Here is a 14,382-nt window from a genome sequence, read left to right as displayed (position 1 = left end):
GTCCCAGAATAATCATTCCCGGGCGCGTTGCGGTTGCCTAGTACTGGCTCTCGTGCTTGCTGAAGAAGTCGAAGCGCGGGGGCAGCGGCTTCACGCGGTGCTCGCCGGGCTTCTCGCCCAGGCTCTCCACGAACTCGTCCGTGGAGGCAAAGATGTTGTCCCAGCTAAAGAAGGCGACCGGGTCAACGTCGAAGTACTCGCAGATGAGCTCGCAGCCGGCCGGCACGATGCCGTGCATGAGCACGGTCGCCACGCGCAGCTCGGTGAAGGCGTCGACGAGGGCCTGCGTCATCGCGGTATTGGCTTGCTCGCCCTCAAGCTTGTTGGCAGCCTTGGAGGCGTCGCTCCAGCGCTTGTTGGCGGCGCGCAGGTAGTCGTCGCACACAGCGAGCGCGCGGTGCGTCTCGAACTTGTACATGGCCTGCTCAAACGCGAGGGCGGCCTGCTCGGCGGCCTCCACCACGGTGGCCGAGGCGGCGCCGGCGGGGATGCAACCGTTGCGATAGGGGCTCTCGTCGCCCTCCTTGACGGCGACGCCGTAGAAGCAGCTGCGGGCCAGGCGGTTGAAGACGCCGGTCAAAAGGGCGCTTTCCTTAAGGGCCGGATCGATGACGCGCTTGTCGTCGCAGGCGTGCACCTCGTTGCCGTCCTTGTCCTTGCTGGTCACGCGGGTGTCGTATGCCTTGGGGCTAAAGCTCACCGGCTTCTCGGACAGGCCGAGCGACAGCCAGTGCGCGCGCATCTGCTCGCAGGTGTAGTGGTTGAGCAGGTCGTCTGCCGGCGGGGGAGGCGTCTGCGAGGACGAGCTTGCCTTTTTGCCCATGTAGAGCAGGTGGTAGCAGGCGCTGACGGTGCTCTGCGTGAGGTTCCAACCCAGGGCCTCCCACATGGCGGTCTGCGCGATGCAATAGAAGTAGATGTTGTCCTGGCCAATGAACTGGTAGATCTGTGCGTCATCCGAGCACCACCAGTCGCGCCAGTCGAGCGAGCTGTGCTGGTAGGTGGGCGCGGGGACCTGCGTGGAATCGGCGGCGGGCTCGCCCATGAGGGCGGCATCCTGGGCGGCGACGCCCTCGGTCACGCCGGCGGCCTTGGCATCGCGTGCGAGCACGGTGCGCGTATAGCTGATGGGAGCCCACAGGCTCTCGGGCCAGCACCAGCAGGTGACGTCGGAGACGCCATCGACCTCGGGCACCGGAACGCCCCAGTCGATGTTGCCGGTGATGCGGAAGGGTACGAGCGCCTTGCCGCTGCGGAAGCGCACGCCGCCGTTGGCGAGCACCGCGTGGGCATCGTCGCGCTCCTTCCAGCTGGGGAAGGTGACGGTAAAGCTGCTCTTGTTGCCCTCGGGCTCCAGGACGGTGTGCTCGGGAAGCTGATCCTCGACGGCATCGAAGGCCTCGCGGAACTTGTTCTGGATGTAGAGCTGAGCCGGCAGCAGCCACTCCTCCATGGTCTTGGAGACCACGGAGCGAACCTGCGGGTTCTGGGCGAGCTTGGCGGTATAGGTTTTCATAAAGTCGAGGTAGGCCGGCAGGTCAAAGTAGAGGTTGTCGACCGGGCGCAGCTCGGGCACCTCGCCGGTGAGCTGGCTCTTGGGCGCGATGAGCTCCTCGGGCTCAAACTGGTGACCCAGGTCGCACTCGTCGGCGTAGGCTTTCTCGGACTTGCAGCCCTGGATGGGGCAGCGGCCGATCACCTGGCGGCCGTTGAGGAACGTGCCGGCCTTGGCGTCGTAGAACTGCAGCGTGGAGCGCTTGGAGATGGTGCCCTGCTCGTGCAGGCGCTCGATAATCTCGGCGGTCACCTCGTTGTGAATCTGGGTCGCCGGCTCAAGGCCCGAGCCGCCGTAGATGTCGCAGCTGATGTTGTAGTTGTTGAGGGTCGCGGCCTGGCGGGAGTGATTGGACTCGACATACTCGCTAATGGACTTGTCGTAGCCCTCGTTCTCCTTGAGCTTGCGGTAGCTCTCCATGATGGGCGAGCCGTAGCAGTCAGTGCCCGAGGTGAAGATGACGTTCTCGCGGCCCAGACGGTCGCGCAGGAAGCGGGCGAAGAAGTCGGCCGGGACAAAGACGCCGCCGACGTGGCCAAAGTGAAGGCCCTTGTTGCCGTAGGGCTCGCCGGCGGTAACGATGGCGCGGCGAGGCCAGCTGGGACGGTCGTTCATGGAGTATTTGGATGCCATGGGACTCCTTCGCATATGGTGAGAGCGCAGCCGGGCGTGGGGCTCGGCGGTGCGGTGGTCAATTCGTGCATATCGTTCGACATTATCGCACATGCGGACGGGTACGTGGCAGGGGCGCTATCCTAAGATGCTATGAATGAGATTTCCAACATACATGCGTTTGAAGACGAGGATTTTCTGCACGCTTGCTTTGTGTGGGGGATGGCCGTGCTTGTGGTGTTTGCCGTGTGCCTGGTGCCGGTGTTTATGCTGCTGGGCGGACCCGCGGACCTGGATGTGGCTGACGCGGGCGGCTGGATGGCCGTCTTGGGCTGGATGGTCGGCTTGACTGCGGTTTCGGCGGCTTCATTTGCCGTGCACGAGCTGGTGCACGGTGTGTTTTTTAAGCTGCTGGCGCCTGCGGGCGCGAAGGTGACCTTTGGGGCGAATCGCGAGACGGCGATGATCTATGCCTGCGCCGAAAGCGTTGTGTATTCGCGCCGGCGGTACATGGCGGTTTGCCTGGCGCCGACGGTTGTTGCGACGGCGGCGTTTGCCCTGGGATTTGCGTTCTCGGGCTATCCGCTGCTGTGCTACCTGGCGGCCGGCTTGCATTTGTCGGGTTGTGTGGGCGATTGGTATTACGTGCGGACCATTTTGCGCGACCGCCGCATTGTCGCCTGCGAGGATACGTCCTTTGGCGTGCGCTTTTTTGGGTGAGGAGATGTCGATGAAGTCGTTGTTGCTGCATGCGTGCTGTGCACCATGCTCGCTTGAGCCGGTTCGTCTGCTGCGCGAGGAGGGGTTTGAGCCCACGATTTGCTGGACCAACCCTAATATTCAACCGCGCGATGAATGGCAGCGCCGCTTGGACGAGCTGCGCCGGTGGTGTGCCGATGGCGACATCGAGCTCATCGAGGCAGGGGAGAACCGCGATCGCTGGGAGACCGGCGTGGCGCCGCTGGGTGCCGATCGGCCTCGTCGCTGTCGCGCGTGCTATGCCCTGCGCTTGGCCGAGGCGTGCCGCGTGGCCCAGGAGCGCGGGTTTGAGTTTGTGGGCACGACGCTCGCCGTCTCGCCGTATCAGTTGTTCGAAACCTGCAATGATGTGTTGGAGCGTCTGGCTGCCGCCCGCGGTCTCACTCCGGTGATTCGCGATTTTCGTCCGTATTACCCCGAGGCGACACGCCGTTCGCGCGAGCTGGGCATGTATCGGCAGAACTACTGTGGTTGCCGCTTCTCGGCTGCCGAGGCGGCCATGGACCGCGCCCGCATCCGCGACGAGCGCAAAGCGTCCAAAAAGTAGTTCATTTTGGGCTGGGGCTTTGAGCTGTCTGTGCGGTACGGTCGTTTTTGGGAAAGTCGATTTAATTAAGCGTGTGATCGTGGCTCGCTTGATACCAAACGACGACTCCTATGATTCTAATCCTCCGTTTGTTAAACATCAGATCCGGACTTGCTGTTGCATATGAATGGGACGACAGCACAATCATGTCGTTTCCTTCTGCAAATCGCCTAATTACCGGTGTTTTACCGTCTGCGAGCGCCAATACAGCACAGCCGTTCCAAGGCTTTGCGGTGGTATCGACAAGTAGTAAGCTGCCGGGAGGGTAAATGCGGGACATTTCGTCACCTTTGATTTTAACGAAAGCGCTATGTGGGTGACGCTTGGCTACGTCTACAGGCGCGCAAGCATTTTGTTGGCTGTGCGTGATGCGGCGCTTTTGCGATTCGATATCGATGACGGGAAATGCGCCCTCCATTTCGTGGATAGCAGGGTCTTCGTCGGTGACGATTCTTTTATTTGCGAGCTTTACGGCCAAACCGTTTTCCTCGCCAACAAGTTCATCGCGGGTGCAACCGAAGAGCGCTTGTAACTTTTCAATATGGCGCTCACGGGGGGCATACCGACTTTTTTCCCAACGACAAACGGTCTCTTTAGATACCCCCAACATCTCTGCAAGTTGCGCCTGACCAAGATGCTCCATGGTGCGGAGTTTACGAATATTTGCCCCGAAGCCCATGGCTATAGATCCTCTCGCCACAGAGGGAGGCATAGACAGTTTGTGCCACCATAGCCTTTGGTGAGCTCGTCAATGGATAACGGGAATAATTCCATTCCTGCTTTCTCAAGCGCTTCGTTGGTCCAAACGTTTTCTTCATATACGCATAGTTTTCCTGGCGAGAGCGCAAGGATAGACGTTGCGTTGTTCCGGCGCTCTCTTTCGTAGGCGGTTTGATTCCCGCCTCCGCAGTCAATTACTTTTATTGGTTCGCAACAGGCTGCAGAGAGTATTTCCGGAATCGTGCGATCGATAGGAGTGATCGTAAGGCCCTTTCCGGATCGTTTTAGTTGAATGCTGTATGCATCAACGGCATTGCATATCTCACGATCGATGAGGAACGCGTCGTGATCAATTCTACTTATGAACGTATCGAGGTGGATACGCAGCCCGTCAGAGGGGACTCGAATCGCAATTAGCTCGGTAGTCTGGAATTTATTTGAGGTCAGGAGCTCTTTGGCAAGTGACTCGACGGCGGCGGGTTCAGTTCGGTCAGAGATTCCAACTAATAATGTCTTAGCACTGATAACAAGAATGTCTCCGCCTTCGATATGGTAACTACTCCTGTTCAAATCACATACCGGGGTTTCTCCCATGATCTTGTGGTGGGTGAATATCTGCCGGTATAAGGCGACCTCACGATCACGCTCAGGCCAATACATATGATTTAGGATGATGCCGTCTCCGACTACCACAGCAGGATCACGAGTGAAAAAAAGCGTGTTGAGGGGATTGACCAAGAGCGAGGCGGGGTCAAATTGCTCGTGCACGAGCGTCCGTAGTGTTTCCGACTGGTTTGAACATAGCTCAGTGTCTCCAAAGCGAATGCCGTTAAGTACTATATTCACCAATTCCTGGGTGTTCTTAGCGTTCTCAAACAGCTGGGTTATTGTCTCGAGGAACTCTCTGCCTGTTGCCCCACTGCAACGGAGGTAGTCATCAATAAAACATTTAAGTGATTGGGGCTCAGTTTCAAGTGAGTCTTCGAGAAGGTCCCTAATTTCAATGGTTTCTACGCCATGCTTCTCAAGCAATTGAACCATGGAATCGTGCTCATATATTGCTTTGTCGAGGTCAAAACGACCGCTCCATTTTCGCAGGGAGAAAACTTGGCTGAAGTCGGCATCAGGGTAGTTTTGTGTTTCAGTTCCTGGTCGATGGACAAGTACGGCTTTTAAATGACCGATTTCATTTGTTATGTGTACGCCTTGCATGTCTGTCTCCTGTCCTGCTGGTTTTTATATAAGGCTAAGGCAGGTTCCTTGTTGTGTTGCGGAAAAGTTAAAAGACGTATGTAATTGATAAATAACATCAATTTTAAATATCAGATTGATTAATAACGTCACTTTAGCTGCCGTTCATAGGTGAAAAGCGACACGATGGCGATGGTTGGCCGACCACCGCTGAGCAACCTCATACATTTATGGTGCCAGCTGGATAGATGGGAAAAGGAATGAAGGAGGAGATATGGCAGCGGAAAGTTCGAAAGGCATCAAGCAGTTCAAGGTCCCGCACGTATATGCGATCATCTTTGCACTTATGGTCATCTTCGCTGTTCTCACGTGGATTGTTCCCTCTGGGTCCTATCAGCGTCAGGAGGTGAACGGTCGTGAAGTCACTGTCGCAGGTACGTATGAGCAGAGTGAAAAGACATATATTGACGAGGAAACCGGGGATGAAGTAGATCTCAGACAAGGCGTCTTCGATGTTCTTCAGGCTCCAACGCGCGGTATACAAGAGGCAATTGAGGTCGTTGCATTCATCTTGATTGTGGGCGGTTCGTTTCAGGTTATTACTAAAACGGGCGCTATCACGAGCGGAATGGGTCGTGTCGTTCGCCGCTTTAAGAACAAAGACATTCTAATTATTCCTATTGCGATGGTTCTCTTTGCATTGGGCGGAACGAGCTTTGGCATGGCGGAAGAAACTCTCCCGTTCTTTGCGATCTTCATGCCAATTATGATGGCTATGGGCTTCGACTCGATGACGGCGTTCATGGTCGTGTTCGTTGGAGCGCGCACGGGTTACATCGCCTCAACGATTAATCCGTTTAATGTTCTCATTGCGCAAGGTATTCTTGGTATTCAGGGCAACCCCCAGCTGTGGCTGCGTATGATTGCCTGGGTTGTTTTGACTGCCGTTGCAATTACTTGGGTTGTCCTCTATGCACGAAGGGTAAAGAAGAACCCTGAGTCATCGATCACATTTGAGGATGATATCGCCAAGAAAGTCGAGTTCGCTGCCGATGAATCTGCCCTTGACGCGGAATTTACGGGTCGTCAAAAAGGCGTGCTTGCGGTATTTATCGCTGGTATGTGCCTTATCATCTGGGGACTTGTGACCCAGGGCTGGTATATGAACGAGATTTCTGCGGTCTTTTTGGCCATGGGCCTGTTGGCTGGTGTTATTGCGGGCTTTAGTCAGGACGTCATCGCTCAGGAATTTGTTGCGGGTATCGCTGACTTTGCTTTCTCGGCAATTGTCGTTGGACTTGCGCGTGGCATCCTTGTCATTGCCTCTGACGGCATGATCATCGATACCATCCTCAATGCGCTCGCCACTGGTCTGGGCGGCATCCCGGCGGTTCTCTTTACTACGCTTCTTTATGCGGTTGAGAACCTCCTGGCGATTCTGGTTCCCAGCTCATCTGGCCTTGCAGCACTGACCGCTCCCATTTTTGGACCTTTGACCGAACTCATGGGCCTTAATCCCGAGGCCGCCGTGTGGGCTCTCTCCATGGGTAGCGCGACGATGTCTTTGATCTGTCCTACTAGCGCCATTCTTGTAGCGGGTTTGGGCGTGTGCAAGATCAAGCTTGGCCAGTGGTGGAAGACCGTTTGGAAATTCTTCTTGGTCGTGTCGCTCATCAATATCGTATTCGTAGCAATCTCGGGACTTATTGCCCTGTAGGTTTCATGGCTGAAATGGAGTAACAGGAATGTCTAAAGGACTGAATGTACACAGCGAGATTGGTAAGCTCAAGAAAGTTGTGCTTCACCGCCCCGGTCGTGACCTTGTGAACGTAAAGGCAGAAGAGTTCGATGATGTCTGGATTCACGACTGTTTCTATCTTGATGTGGCTCAAAAGGAGCATGATGCCTTTGCGGATCTTCTGAGGAGCGAAGGTGTTGAGGTTCTCTATATGGAGAAACTCGTTGCTGAAGCGCTGGATGCATGCCCCTCGGCTCGCGCTGAGTTTACCGATACATTTATGGCTGAGAGCGGGATTGTCAATCCTATGCTTGAGCAGGCTGTTCGTGAAAAGCTCGACGCTATTTCAGATTCGTATCAGTTTGTACTTGAGGCTATGGGGGGGTATCGTTATCGTGACCTTGAGCTGCCTCGCGTTTCGACTACGCTTAGTATGATGGATAATGAGGATGCGAAGCCCGATGATTTGGTGTTGAAGCCTCTTCCGAGTTCATATTTCTCTCGCGATCCTCTTGCTTCCGTGGGCAAAGGCGTTCTGCTTCACCATATGTATTGGAAACAGCGAGATCGTGAAGTGCCCTTCTACGAAGCGATTTTCAAATACCATCCCGATTATGCAGGGACTCCGATTTGGTACGACCATAAGAATCCCTGGCATATCGAGGGCGGTGATGTGCTTAACATTAACGCTCATACCTTGGCTATTGGAATTAGCCAGCGAACTGAGGCGGCTGCGATTGAGGAGCTTGCAAAGAATTTGTTCTGGGGATCTGGGAATTCTGAGATCGATACCGTTTACGCTATTAAAATCCCCAACGGCTATGCTTACATGCATCTTGACACCGTTTGCACCATGGTGGATTTCGATAAGTTCACAGTTTATCCCGGTATTTTTGAGACCCTTCGTGTTTATCGTCTGACTCGTGGTGACTCTGAGGGAATGGTCGCTGTTCAAGAGATTGATGACACGCTTGAACATATTCTTGAAATGGCTACTGGCGTGGAGAAGGTGCAGCTTATTGAGTGCGGTGCCGGCGATATGGTTGAGGCATCTCGCGAGCAGTGGAACGACGGGTCGAACACTCTTGCCGTTGCTCCTGGTAAAGTCTGTGTTTACGAGCGCAATGTTGTCACAAATGATGAGCTCTACAAGAACGGTTTGGAACTTTTGGTCGTTCCCTCCGAGGAACTGTCCCGCGGTCGTGGTGGCCCGCGCTGCATGAGCATGCCCTTCTGGCGCGAAGATATTTAGTTGCAAATCCACTGTGATGGGAGATGGCGAATATGGGTGTTAATATCGCTGGGCGCAGTTTTCTGAAGCTGCTTGATTACACGACGGAAGAGATTGAGTATCTGCTTGAGCTTTCTGCTAACTTCAAAAGCATGAAGCGTGCCGGTGTTCCGCATAAATACCTTGAAGGCAAGAATATTGTTTTGCTATTTGAGAAGACTTCCACGCGTACTCGCTGCGCCTTCGAAGTTGGTGCACTTGACCTTGGCATGGGTGTAACTTATTTGGATCCGGGCTCGTCTCAGATGGGCAAAAAGGAGTCGATTGAGGACACGGCTCGCGTCCTTGGCCGCATGTATGACGGAATTGAATACCGCGGCTTTGAACAGGCGAAGGTTGAGGAGCTTGCTGCAAAAGCTGGGGTTCCCGTTTGGAATGGGCTGACTACTGAATTTCACCCGACTCAAGTGCTTGCCGATATTCTGACCATGCGTGAAGAGTTTGGAGAGATTAAGGGCAGGAAACTTACATTTTTTGGTAAGGCGGCCGGAAACGTCGCTGATTCGCTCATGGTCATTTGCGCTAAGCTCGGCATTAACTACTGTTCTTGCGGCCCAATCGGGGGAAATTCGGAGGGGGCTACATCCTATGATCCTGAACTCCTTGCAGAATGTAGTCGTATTGCGGCCGAGCATGGATCGACGATTACCATTGCAGAGGATATTGAGGAAGGCGCTCGTGATGCCGATGTAATTTACACGGATGTTTGGGTTGGCATGGGTCAGCCCGCAGAGCTGTGGGAAAGCCGCATTAAGCTCATGTCGCCGTATCGTGTGACCGCTGAGGTGATGTCTATGGCAAAGCCCGAGGCGATTTTCCTCCACTGCCTTCCGAGCTTCCACGATACTAATACTACTGTTGGTGCCGAAATTGCTGAGAAGTTTGGAGTTACCGAAATGGAAGTCACGGACGAGGTTTTTGAGTCCGATAAGTCTCGTGTTTTCCAAGAAGCGGAGAATCGCATGCATACGATTAAGGCGGTGATGTACGCAACGCTTAAGTAGCGGGGCGTTGAGAAAACAGTCGCAAATCTGTTTCCATACTATATTTCTCTCAACAAGCTGATAGGATACAGGGGAGAATGATGCGCGCGTCAGTCGATTTTTTCGACTGACGCGCTTTGTGAAAGAGGCAAAGATGCGTACCGATGATTTTGACTACAACCTTCCCGAGGAACTGATTGCCCAAGCTCCTGCCGAGCCGCGCGACTCCTGCCGCCTGCTGGTGGTTGATCGCGAGGGCTCCCAGGCGGGAACGCCGCTGGAGCACGGCGGTACCGTTGAGCACCGCATCTTCCGCGACATCATCGACTATATCGAGCCGGGCGACGTGCTCGTCATCAACAAGACGCGCGTGATGCCGGCCCGCCTGATCGGTCGCAAGGCCGGCTCGGGCGGCGTGGTCGAGACGCTGCTGCTCAAGCGCCGCGAGGATGTGGATCCGCTGGGCCATGTCTGGGAGTGCCTGGTCAAGCCGGGTAAGCGCCTGAAGCCCGGTGCTCAGATTGAGTATCGTGCGGGCGGCGCCCATGCGCCCGAGGGCGCGCCCGTGGTGCTGACGGCCGAGGTCGTCGACTTTGTTACCGATAGCCGCGGTGGCCGTCTGGTGCGCTTTGAGCCGGCCGGTTGCAATGCCGCCGGCGACCCGCGCACGCTCGACGAGGCCATCCACGCTGCCGGCCACGTGCCGCTGCCGCCCTACATTACCGATTACGAGGGCGATCCCGAGAAGTACCAGACCGTCTACGCCATGAAGGAGGAGCACTCGGCTGCCGCTCCTACGGCGGGTCTGCACTTTACTCCCGAGCTCATGGCCGCTATCGAGGCCAAGGGCGCGAAGTTTGCCGCCGTCGAGCTCGAGGTGGGTATCGATACCTTCCGTCTGGTGGAGGAGGACGACCCTACACAGCACGTGATGCACACCGAGCGCTACCACGTGTCGCAGGAGGTTGTCGACGCTGTGCATAAGGCGAAGGCCGAGGGCCATCGTGTGATCGCCGTCGGCACTACCGCAGTGCGCTCGCTCGAGAGCGCGTTTGACGCGGACGCGCCGGTGTCCGATCCGGCTGTGACGGCGCGCTATTTTGAGGGCCGCGAGGACGGGGCCGACACGCTCGGCCGCGGCGACATCGTGGTGCGCGAGAACGCGACAACGCAGCTCTACCTTATGCCCGGCTCGACCTATCACGTGGTCGACGCGTTGATCACGAACTTCCACGTGCCTCGCTCTACACTCATGATGCTTGTGAGCGCGCTTGCCACCCGCGACCAGATCATGGATGCCTACGCTGCCGCCATCGAGGAGCGCTACCGCTTCTTCAGCTTTGGCGACGCCATGCTCATCTTGTAGGTTACGGCGTTTTACAAACGCCGTAACCGGTCGACGCTGCGCGGGCCGCATTTGGACAATCTGACGTTCAACTTCAAGGGCGCGACCAGAAGGTCAGCGCCCTTTCGTTTCACGTCACCTTGTCTCAAATGCGACCCGCTCGCTGACTCTGCCATTACATCGGTGTTGCCGTGGTTGTTGAGTAGTCATTGGGCACTTGGCACTTGGGGACGTTCCTTTTGTGCCGGCACCTGGGGACACTCCTTATGTCAAGAGATTGGTGCAAGAGGGATAGATTACCTTGCATCAATCTAATAAGTTGCGGTGAGATAGTTCTTGAATTGGCTTTTTGAGGGCTAAACAGGAACTATCTCACCGCAACTGCGTTGAGCGTTTTTTGGCAGCTGGTTTACTTGCTCGCGAAGAGCCAGACCAGGATGATCACCAGGATTGCGGCGACGATGCAGACGATGGCGCCGGTGAATTTGATGCGTGAGTCGCGGGTACGCTCGCGCACCGCGTCCTCGGTGGCTTCGAGCTGGGTAACCTCTCGCTCGGTCTCGGCGTGTTCGGCTTTGTCTCGGGCCAAGGATCCTGCAAGCGACTCAGTGATCTCTGGGTGGTCGTGTACCTCGGTCGCCTGCTCGATGATCGACTGTGCATGTGCGGCATCTGCTTGGGCGTTGGCGATGGTCTGCTCCTGGTCCCGGCGTGCCTTGTCCTCGGCAGTGATCTTCTCGCGCAGTTCGCGCTGACGAGTCGCGGCGGCGGTTTTTGCGGTCTGCAGCTCGTCGCGCGCGGCATCGGCCTCTGCCGTCACGGCCTGATGGGCTCGCTTGGCGTCGGCGATGGGGGCCTGCGCCTGTTCGACGGCCTGCTCGGCTGCGGCAAGCGAGTGCTCAAGGTCGGCGGTGATGCGCGGGACATCTTCTTCGGCTTTTCGCAGGGCATCTGCCGTGTCGGAGATCTGCATCGAGAGCTCGCTGGTGCGCACCGTATAGTTGGCGGGATTTGCCGAGGGATTGCGTTGCAGCTCGGCATACTCATGGCGCAGCGTCTCGAGCTGGGCGCGCGTGGCGTCGACGGTTTGTTGTGCGGCCGCAATGCCGGCGTCTCGCTCGGCCTTCACCTTGTCGCGGATGCGCTTGGAATCCTCAAGACGTCGAACGAGGCGGTTGCCGGTCTCGCGAGAGCTCGCCTCGCGGGCCTCCACGGCGTCGAGCGCGGCCTTCAGGCGGAGCTCAGTCGCGTCATCCTCTGTCTTCATTTGTTCGAGCTGACCCTTGAGCTCTGCTACTTTGGAAGCATGGACATCGCGATCGATTTCGGCTGCCGCAGCGGTCTTTTGCGCCGTGGCGATCGCCTGGCGCTGGTCGGCGACGATCTGGTCGTAGCGGCCTGCGATATCCTGGCGCGTCTCGAGTTCCTCGGCCTGATCGGCAATGCGCTGCTCAAGTTCGGCCAGGTGGGCGCGGGCATCGGCAAGTGCCTTTTTCGCGGCGTTCATCTCGCGCATGGCCGAGGCGCCCTGGGCGATAAAGGTGCCCACGGCGTTCGCAGTGTTCGAGACAGCGGTCCCCAGATCGCGGCTCGCGGCGGGGGAGTGCGGGGCGGTCGGGCGAGCGGTGTCGGCAGCGTCCGCATCGGCAACCTGCGGCGCGGCGATATTGCCGGTACCGCCCTCGACCACAGAAAAGCCTGCTGCGTGCGGATCGACCGCATCGGCGCCAATCGTGGGGTGCTCGAGCTGCAGAAACGAGGGCATGGTGCTGCCCTGGTCGGCAACCGGAGTCTCGCCGGGCACAAAGGTCGAGGCCGCCACGGCGGCCTCCTCTTCCTCGGCATCAATATCGGCATCGGCGACGGCGTTTTTCATCGCTTTGACAGCATCCATCATGGAGTCCATGACGGCATCGAGCTCTTCTTCCGAAGACACCTCGATGGGGCCCGCTGCTTGCGGGGCGTCGTCCTGTACAGGGGCGTCGTCCTGAGCGGGCGCATCGTCGTTTTGCTCATCGGCGTTTTCTGTTTCGGGGGTTTCCGCCGTAGCGCTTTCGTTCAAGATGGGGTCGTCGATGTCGATACCATCGCAGGTCACAGCGTCAGTATCTGCGGTGACGTCTGCGGAATCATCAATATGCTGTTGAGTCTGGGGGTCCAGCTCGTCTGTCATAGGCATGTGCTCCTCATCGTTGTTTGTCACCCTATGATAAAGTCTCGCGCCGACATCCCGCGCGCCGCAGCAAAGTTTCAAAACGTGTTCGATGGCTCGATCTGATAGCAATAACTCGATCGCTTTATTCAGTTTGTACTTGACAATCCCTTCGCCGAACGACGTGGTGCCGTTCGCCTGCCATGGGTTTTATTTTTCACTTGAAGAAGCTAAAGTTGCATTTCAGCTTTTGGCGCGTGAAGTTGGATGCGCGCAGTCGGCGGGCGTGCCCGTCGCGATTTGAAAGGACTTTGTATGGGACTTTTCACTGGTAAGACCGTGATCGTCACCGGCGGCGGCAAGGCCACGCTTAAGGACGGTTCCGCTGGCTCCATCGGCTACGGCATCGATATCGCATTTGCCAAGGAGGGCGCGAACCTCGTCATCACCGGCCGCAACGTCGCCAAGCTCGAGGCCGCCAAGGAGTCTCTCGAGGCCGAGTACGGCGTCAAGGTTCTGCCTGTTCAGGCCGATGTCTCGGCTGGTCAGGACAACGAGGCCGTCGTCCAGAACGTCATCGACAAGGCCATTGAGGAGTTCGGCCGCATCGACGCCGTCGTCAACAATGCTCAGGCCAGCGCCTCGGGCGTGACCATCGCCGATCACACCATGGATCAGTTCAACCTGGCCATTTACTCTGGCCTGTATGCCACCTACCTGTACATGCAGAAGGCCTATCCGCACCTGAAGGAGACCAAGGGCTCCGTGGTCAACTTCGCTTCGGGCGCCGGCCTGTTTGGCAATTATGGCCAGTGCAGCTATGCCGCCGCCAAGGAGGGCATCCGCGGCCTGACCCGCGTTGCCGCCAACGAGTGGGGCAAGGACGGCATCAACGTCAACATCGTGTGCCCGCTTGCTTGGACCGCTGCGCTCGAGAACTTCCAGGATGCCTATCCCGAGGCGTTCAAGGCCAACGTCCACATGCCGCCGGCGGGTCACTACGGCGACGTCGAGAAGGAGATCGGCCGCGTTGTCGTTCAGCTCTGCGGTCCCGACTTTAAGTACATGAACGGCGAGACCGTCACCCTCGAGGGTGGCATGGGCCAGCGGCCTTAGGGGTTACGCGGTTTTACCAAACCGCGTAACGGCTCGACGCTGCGCGGGCCGCATTTGGACAATCTGACGTTCAACTTCAAGGGCGCGACCAGAAGGTCAGCGCCCTTTCGTTTCACGTCACCTTGTCTCAAATGCGGCCCGCTCGCTGACTTATGCTCAACCTGTGGCGCCATTTTGCCTGAAGGCACCTTGCTCGCTCTGGCGGGCTTTCGCTCATATGACCCAATCCGCTGTCAAGAGCCACAATGGCCCCGCCGACCGCTTGCAATCGGTCGGCGGGGCCTGCCGTTGAACCCGTCCCGGTCCGCCCCCGGCATGTCGTCGACGCCTTCGG

At 57.2% G+C, this 14,382-nt stretch carries 12 protein-coding genes; 8 read left to right on the top strand and 4 right to left on the bottom strand.

Annotated features, from left to right (window positions below):
* Positions 1 to 37: 37 nt before the first annotated feature.
* Positions 38 to 2,188, bottom strand: coding sequence for a class I tRNA ligase family protein (locus AAAX31_RS04730; protein WP_349076339.1), 2,151 nt, complete (start codon positions 2,186 to 2,188; stop codon positions 38 to 40).
* Positions 2,189 to 2,320: 132 nt separating this feature from the next.
* On the opposite strand from AAAX31_RS04730, the gene AAAX31_RS04725 reads away from it, so the two are divergent.
* Together AAAX31_RS04725 and AAAX31_RS04720 are read left to right on the top strand one after the other, a co-directional pair.
* Positions 2,321 to 2,887 (top strand): DUF3267 domain-containing protein, encoded by a 567-nt coding sequence (locus AAAX31_RS04725; protein WP_349076337.1) that lies wholly within the window; start codon positions 2,321 to 2,323, stop codon positions 2,885 to 2,887.
* A 10-nt stretch (positions 2,888 to 2,897) separates the two neighbouring features.
* Entirely contained in the window at positions 2,898 to 3,473 is a 576-nt protein-coding gene (locus tag AAAX31_RS04720; protein WP_349076336.1) for an epoxyqueuosine reductase QueH, read from the top strand.
* A gap of 61 nt (positions 3,474 to 3,534) precedes the next feature.
* On the opposite strand, the gene AAAX31_RS04715 is transcribed toward AAAX31_RS04720, so the two are convergent.
* The gene (locus AAAX31_RS04715) at positions 3,535 to 4,191 is read right to left on the bottom strand and encodes an XRE family transcriptional regulator (protein WP_349076335.1); all 657 of its coding nucleotides are present in this window, start codon (positions 4,189 to 4,191) and stop codon (positions 3,535 to 3,537) included.
* A 2-nt stretch (positions 4,192 to 4,193) separates the two neighbouring features.
* The gene (locus AAAX31_RS04710; protein ID WP_349076334.1) at positions 4,194 to 5,444 is read right to left on the bottom strand and encodes an arginine deiminase family protein; all 1,251 of its coding nucleotides are present in this window, start codon (positions 5,442 to 5,444) and stop codon (positions 4,194 to 4,196) included.
* Between the two features lie 253 nt (positions 5,445 to 5,697).
* On the opposite strand from AAAX31_RS04710, the gene AAAX31_RS04705 reads away from it, so the two are divergent.
* The 4 genes from AAAX31_RS04705 (at position 5,698) to queA (ending at position 10,801) form a co-directional block, all read left to right on the top strand.
* Positions 5,698 to 7,140, top strand: a complete 1,443-nt coding sequence (locus tag AAAX31_RS04705) for a YfcC family protein (protein WP_035137320.1) — start codon at positions 5,698 to 5,700, stop codon at positions 7,138 to 7,140.
* A gap of 28 nt (positions 7,141 to 7,168) precedes the next feature.
* Positions 7,169 to 8,413, top strand: a complete 1,245-nt coding sequence (locus tag AAAX31_RS04700) for an arginine deiminase (RefSeq protein WP_148332090.1) — start codon at positions 7,169 to 7,171, stop codon at positions 8,411 to 8,413.
* 32 nt (positions 8,414 to 8,445) lie between these two features.
* A complete protein-coding gene (gene argF / locus AAAX31_RS04695) occupies positions 8,446 to 9,456 on the top strand; it encodes an ornithine carbamoyltransferase (protein WP_349076332.1) in 1,011 nt (336 codons plus the stop codon).
* Between the two features lie 133 nt (positions 9,457 to 9,589).
* Positions 9,590 to 10,801, top strand: coding sequence for a tRNA preQ1(34) S-adenosylmethionine ribosyltransferase-isomerase QueA (gene queA, locus AAAX31_RS04690; RefSeq protein ID WP_349076331.1), 1,212 nt, complete (start codon positions 9,590 to 9,592; stop codon positions 10,799 to 10,801).
* 388 nt (positions 10,802 to 11,189) lie between these two features.
* Here the strand turns inward: queA and AAAX31_RS04685 are convergent, their stop codons facing one another.
* Complete coding sequence (locus AAAX31_RS04685; RefSeq protein WP_343000699.1) at positions 11,190 to 12,953, bottom strand: hypothetical protein; 1,764 nt, start codon at positions 12,951 to 12,953, stop codon at positions 11,190 to 11,192.
* Positions 12,954 to 13,044: 91 nt separating this feature from the next.
* Between AAAX31_RS04685 and AAAX31_RS04680 the strand changes: the two genes are divergently transcribed.
* Entirely contained in the window at positions 13,045 to 13,236 is a 192-nt protein-coding gene (locus tag AAAX31_RS04680; RefSeq protein WP_349076329.1) for a hypothetical protein, read from the top strand.
* Between the two features lie 11 nt (positions 13,237 to 13,247).
* Complete coding sequence (locus AAAX31_RS04675; protein ID WP_006235414.1) at positions 13,248 to 14,048, top strand: SDR family oxidoreductase; 801 nt, start codon at positions 13,248 to 13,250, stop codon at positions 14,046 to 14,048.
* Positions 14,049 to 14,382 lie beyond the last annotated feature (334 nt).

This window comes from Collinsella sp. CLA-ER-H5 (assembly GCF_040092375.1).
GTDB lineage: Bacteria > Actinomycetota > Coriobacteriia > Coriobacteriales > Coriobacteriaceae > Collinsella.
Note: the sequence above shows the minus strand (reverse complement) of the source record. Positions and strands in the feature narration are given on the sequence as shown.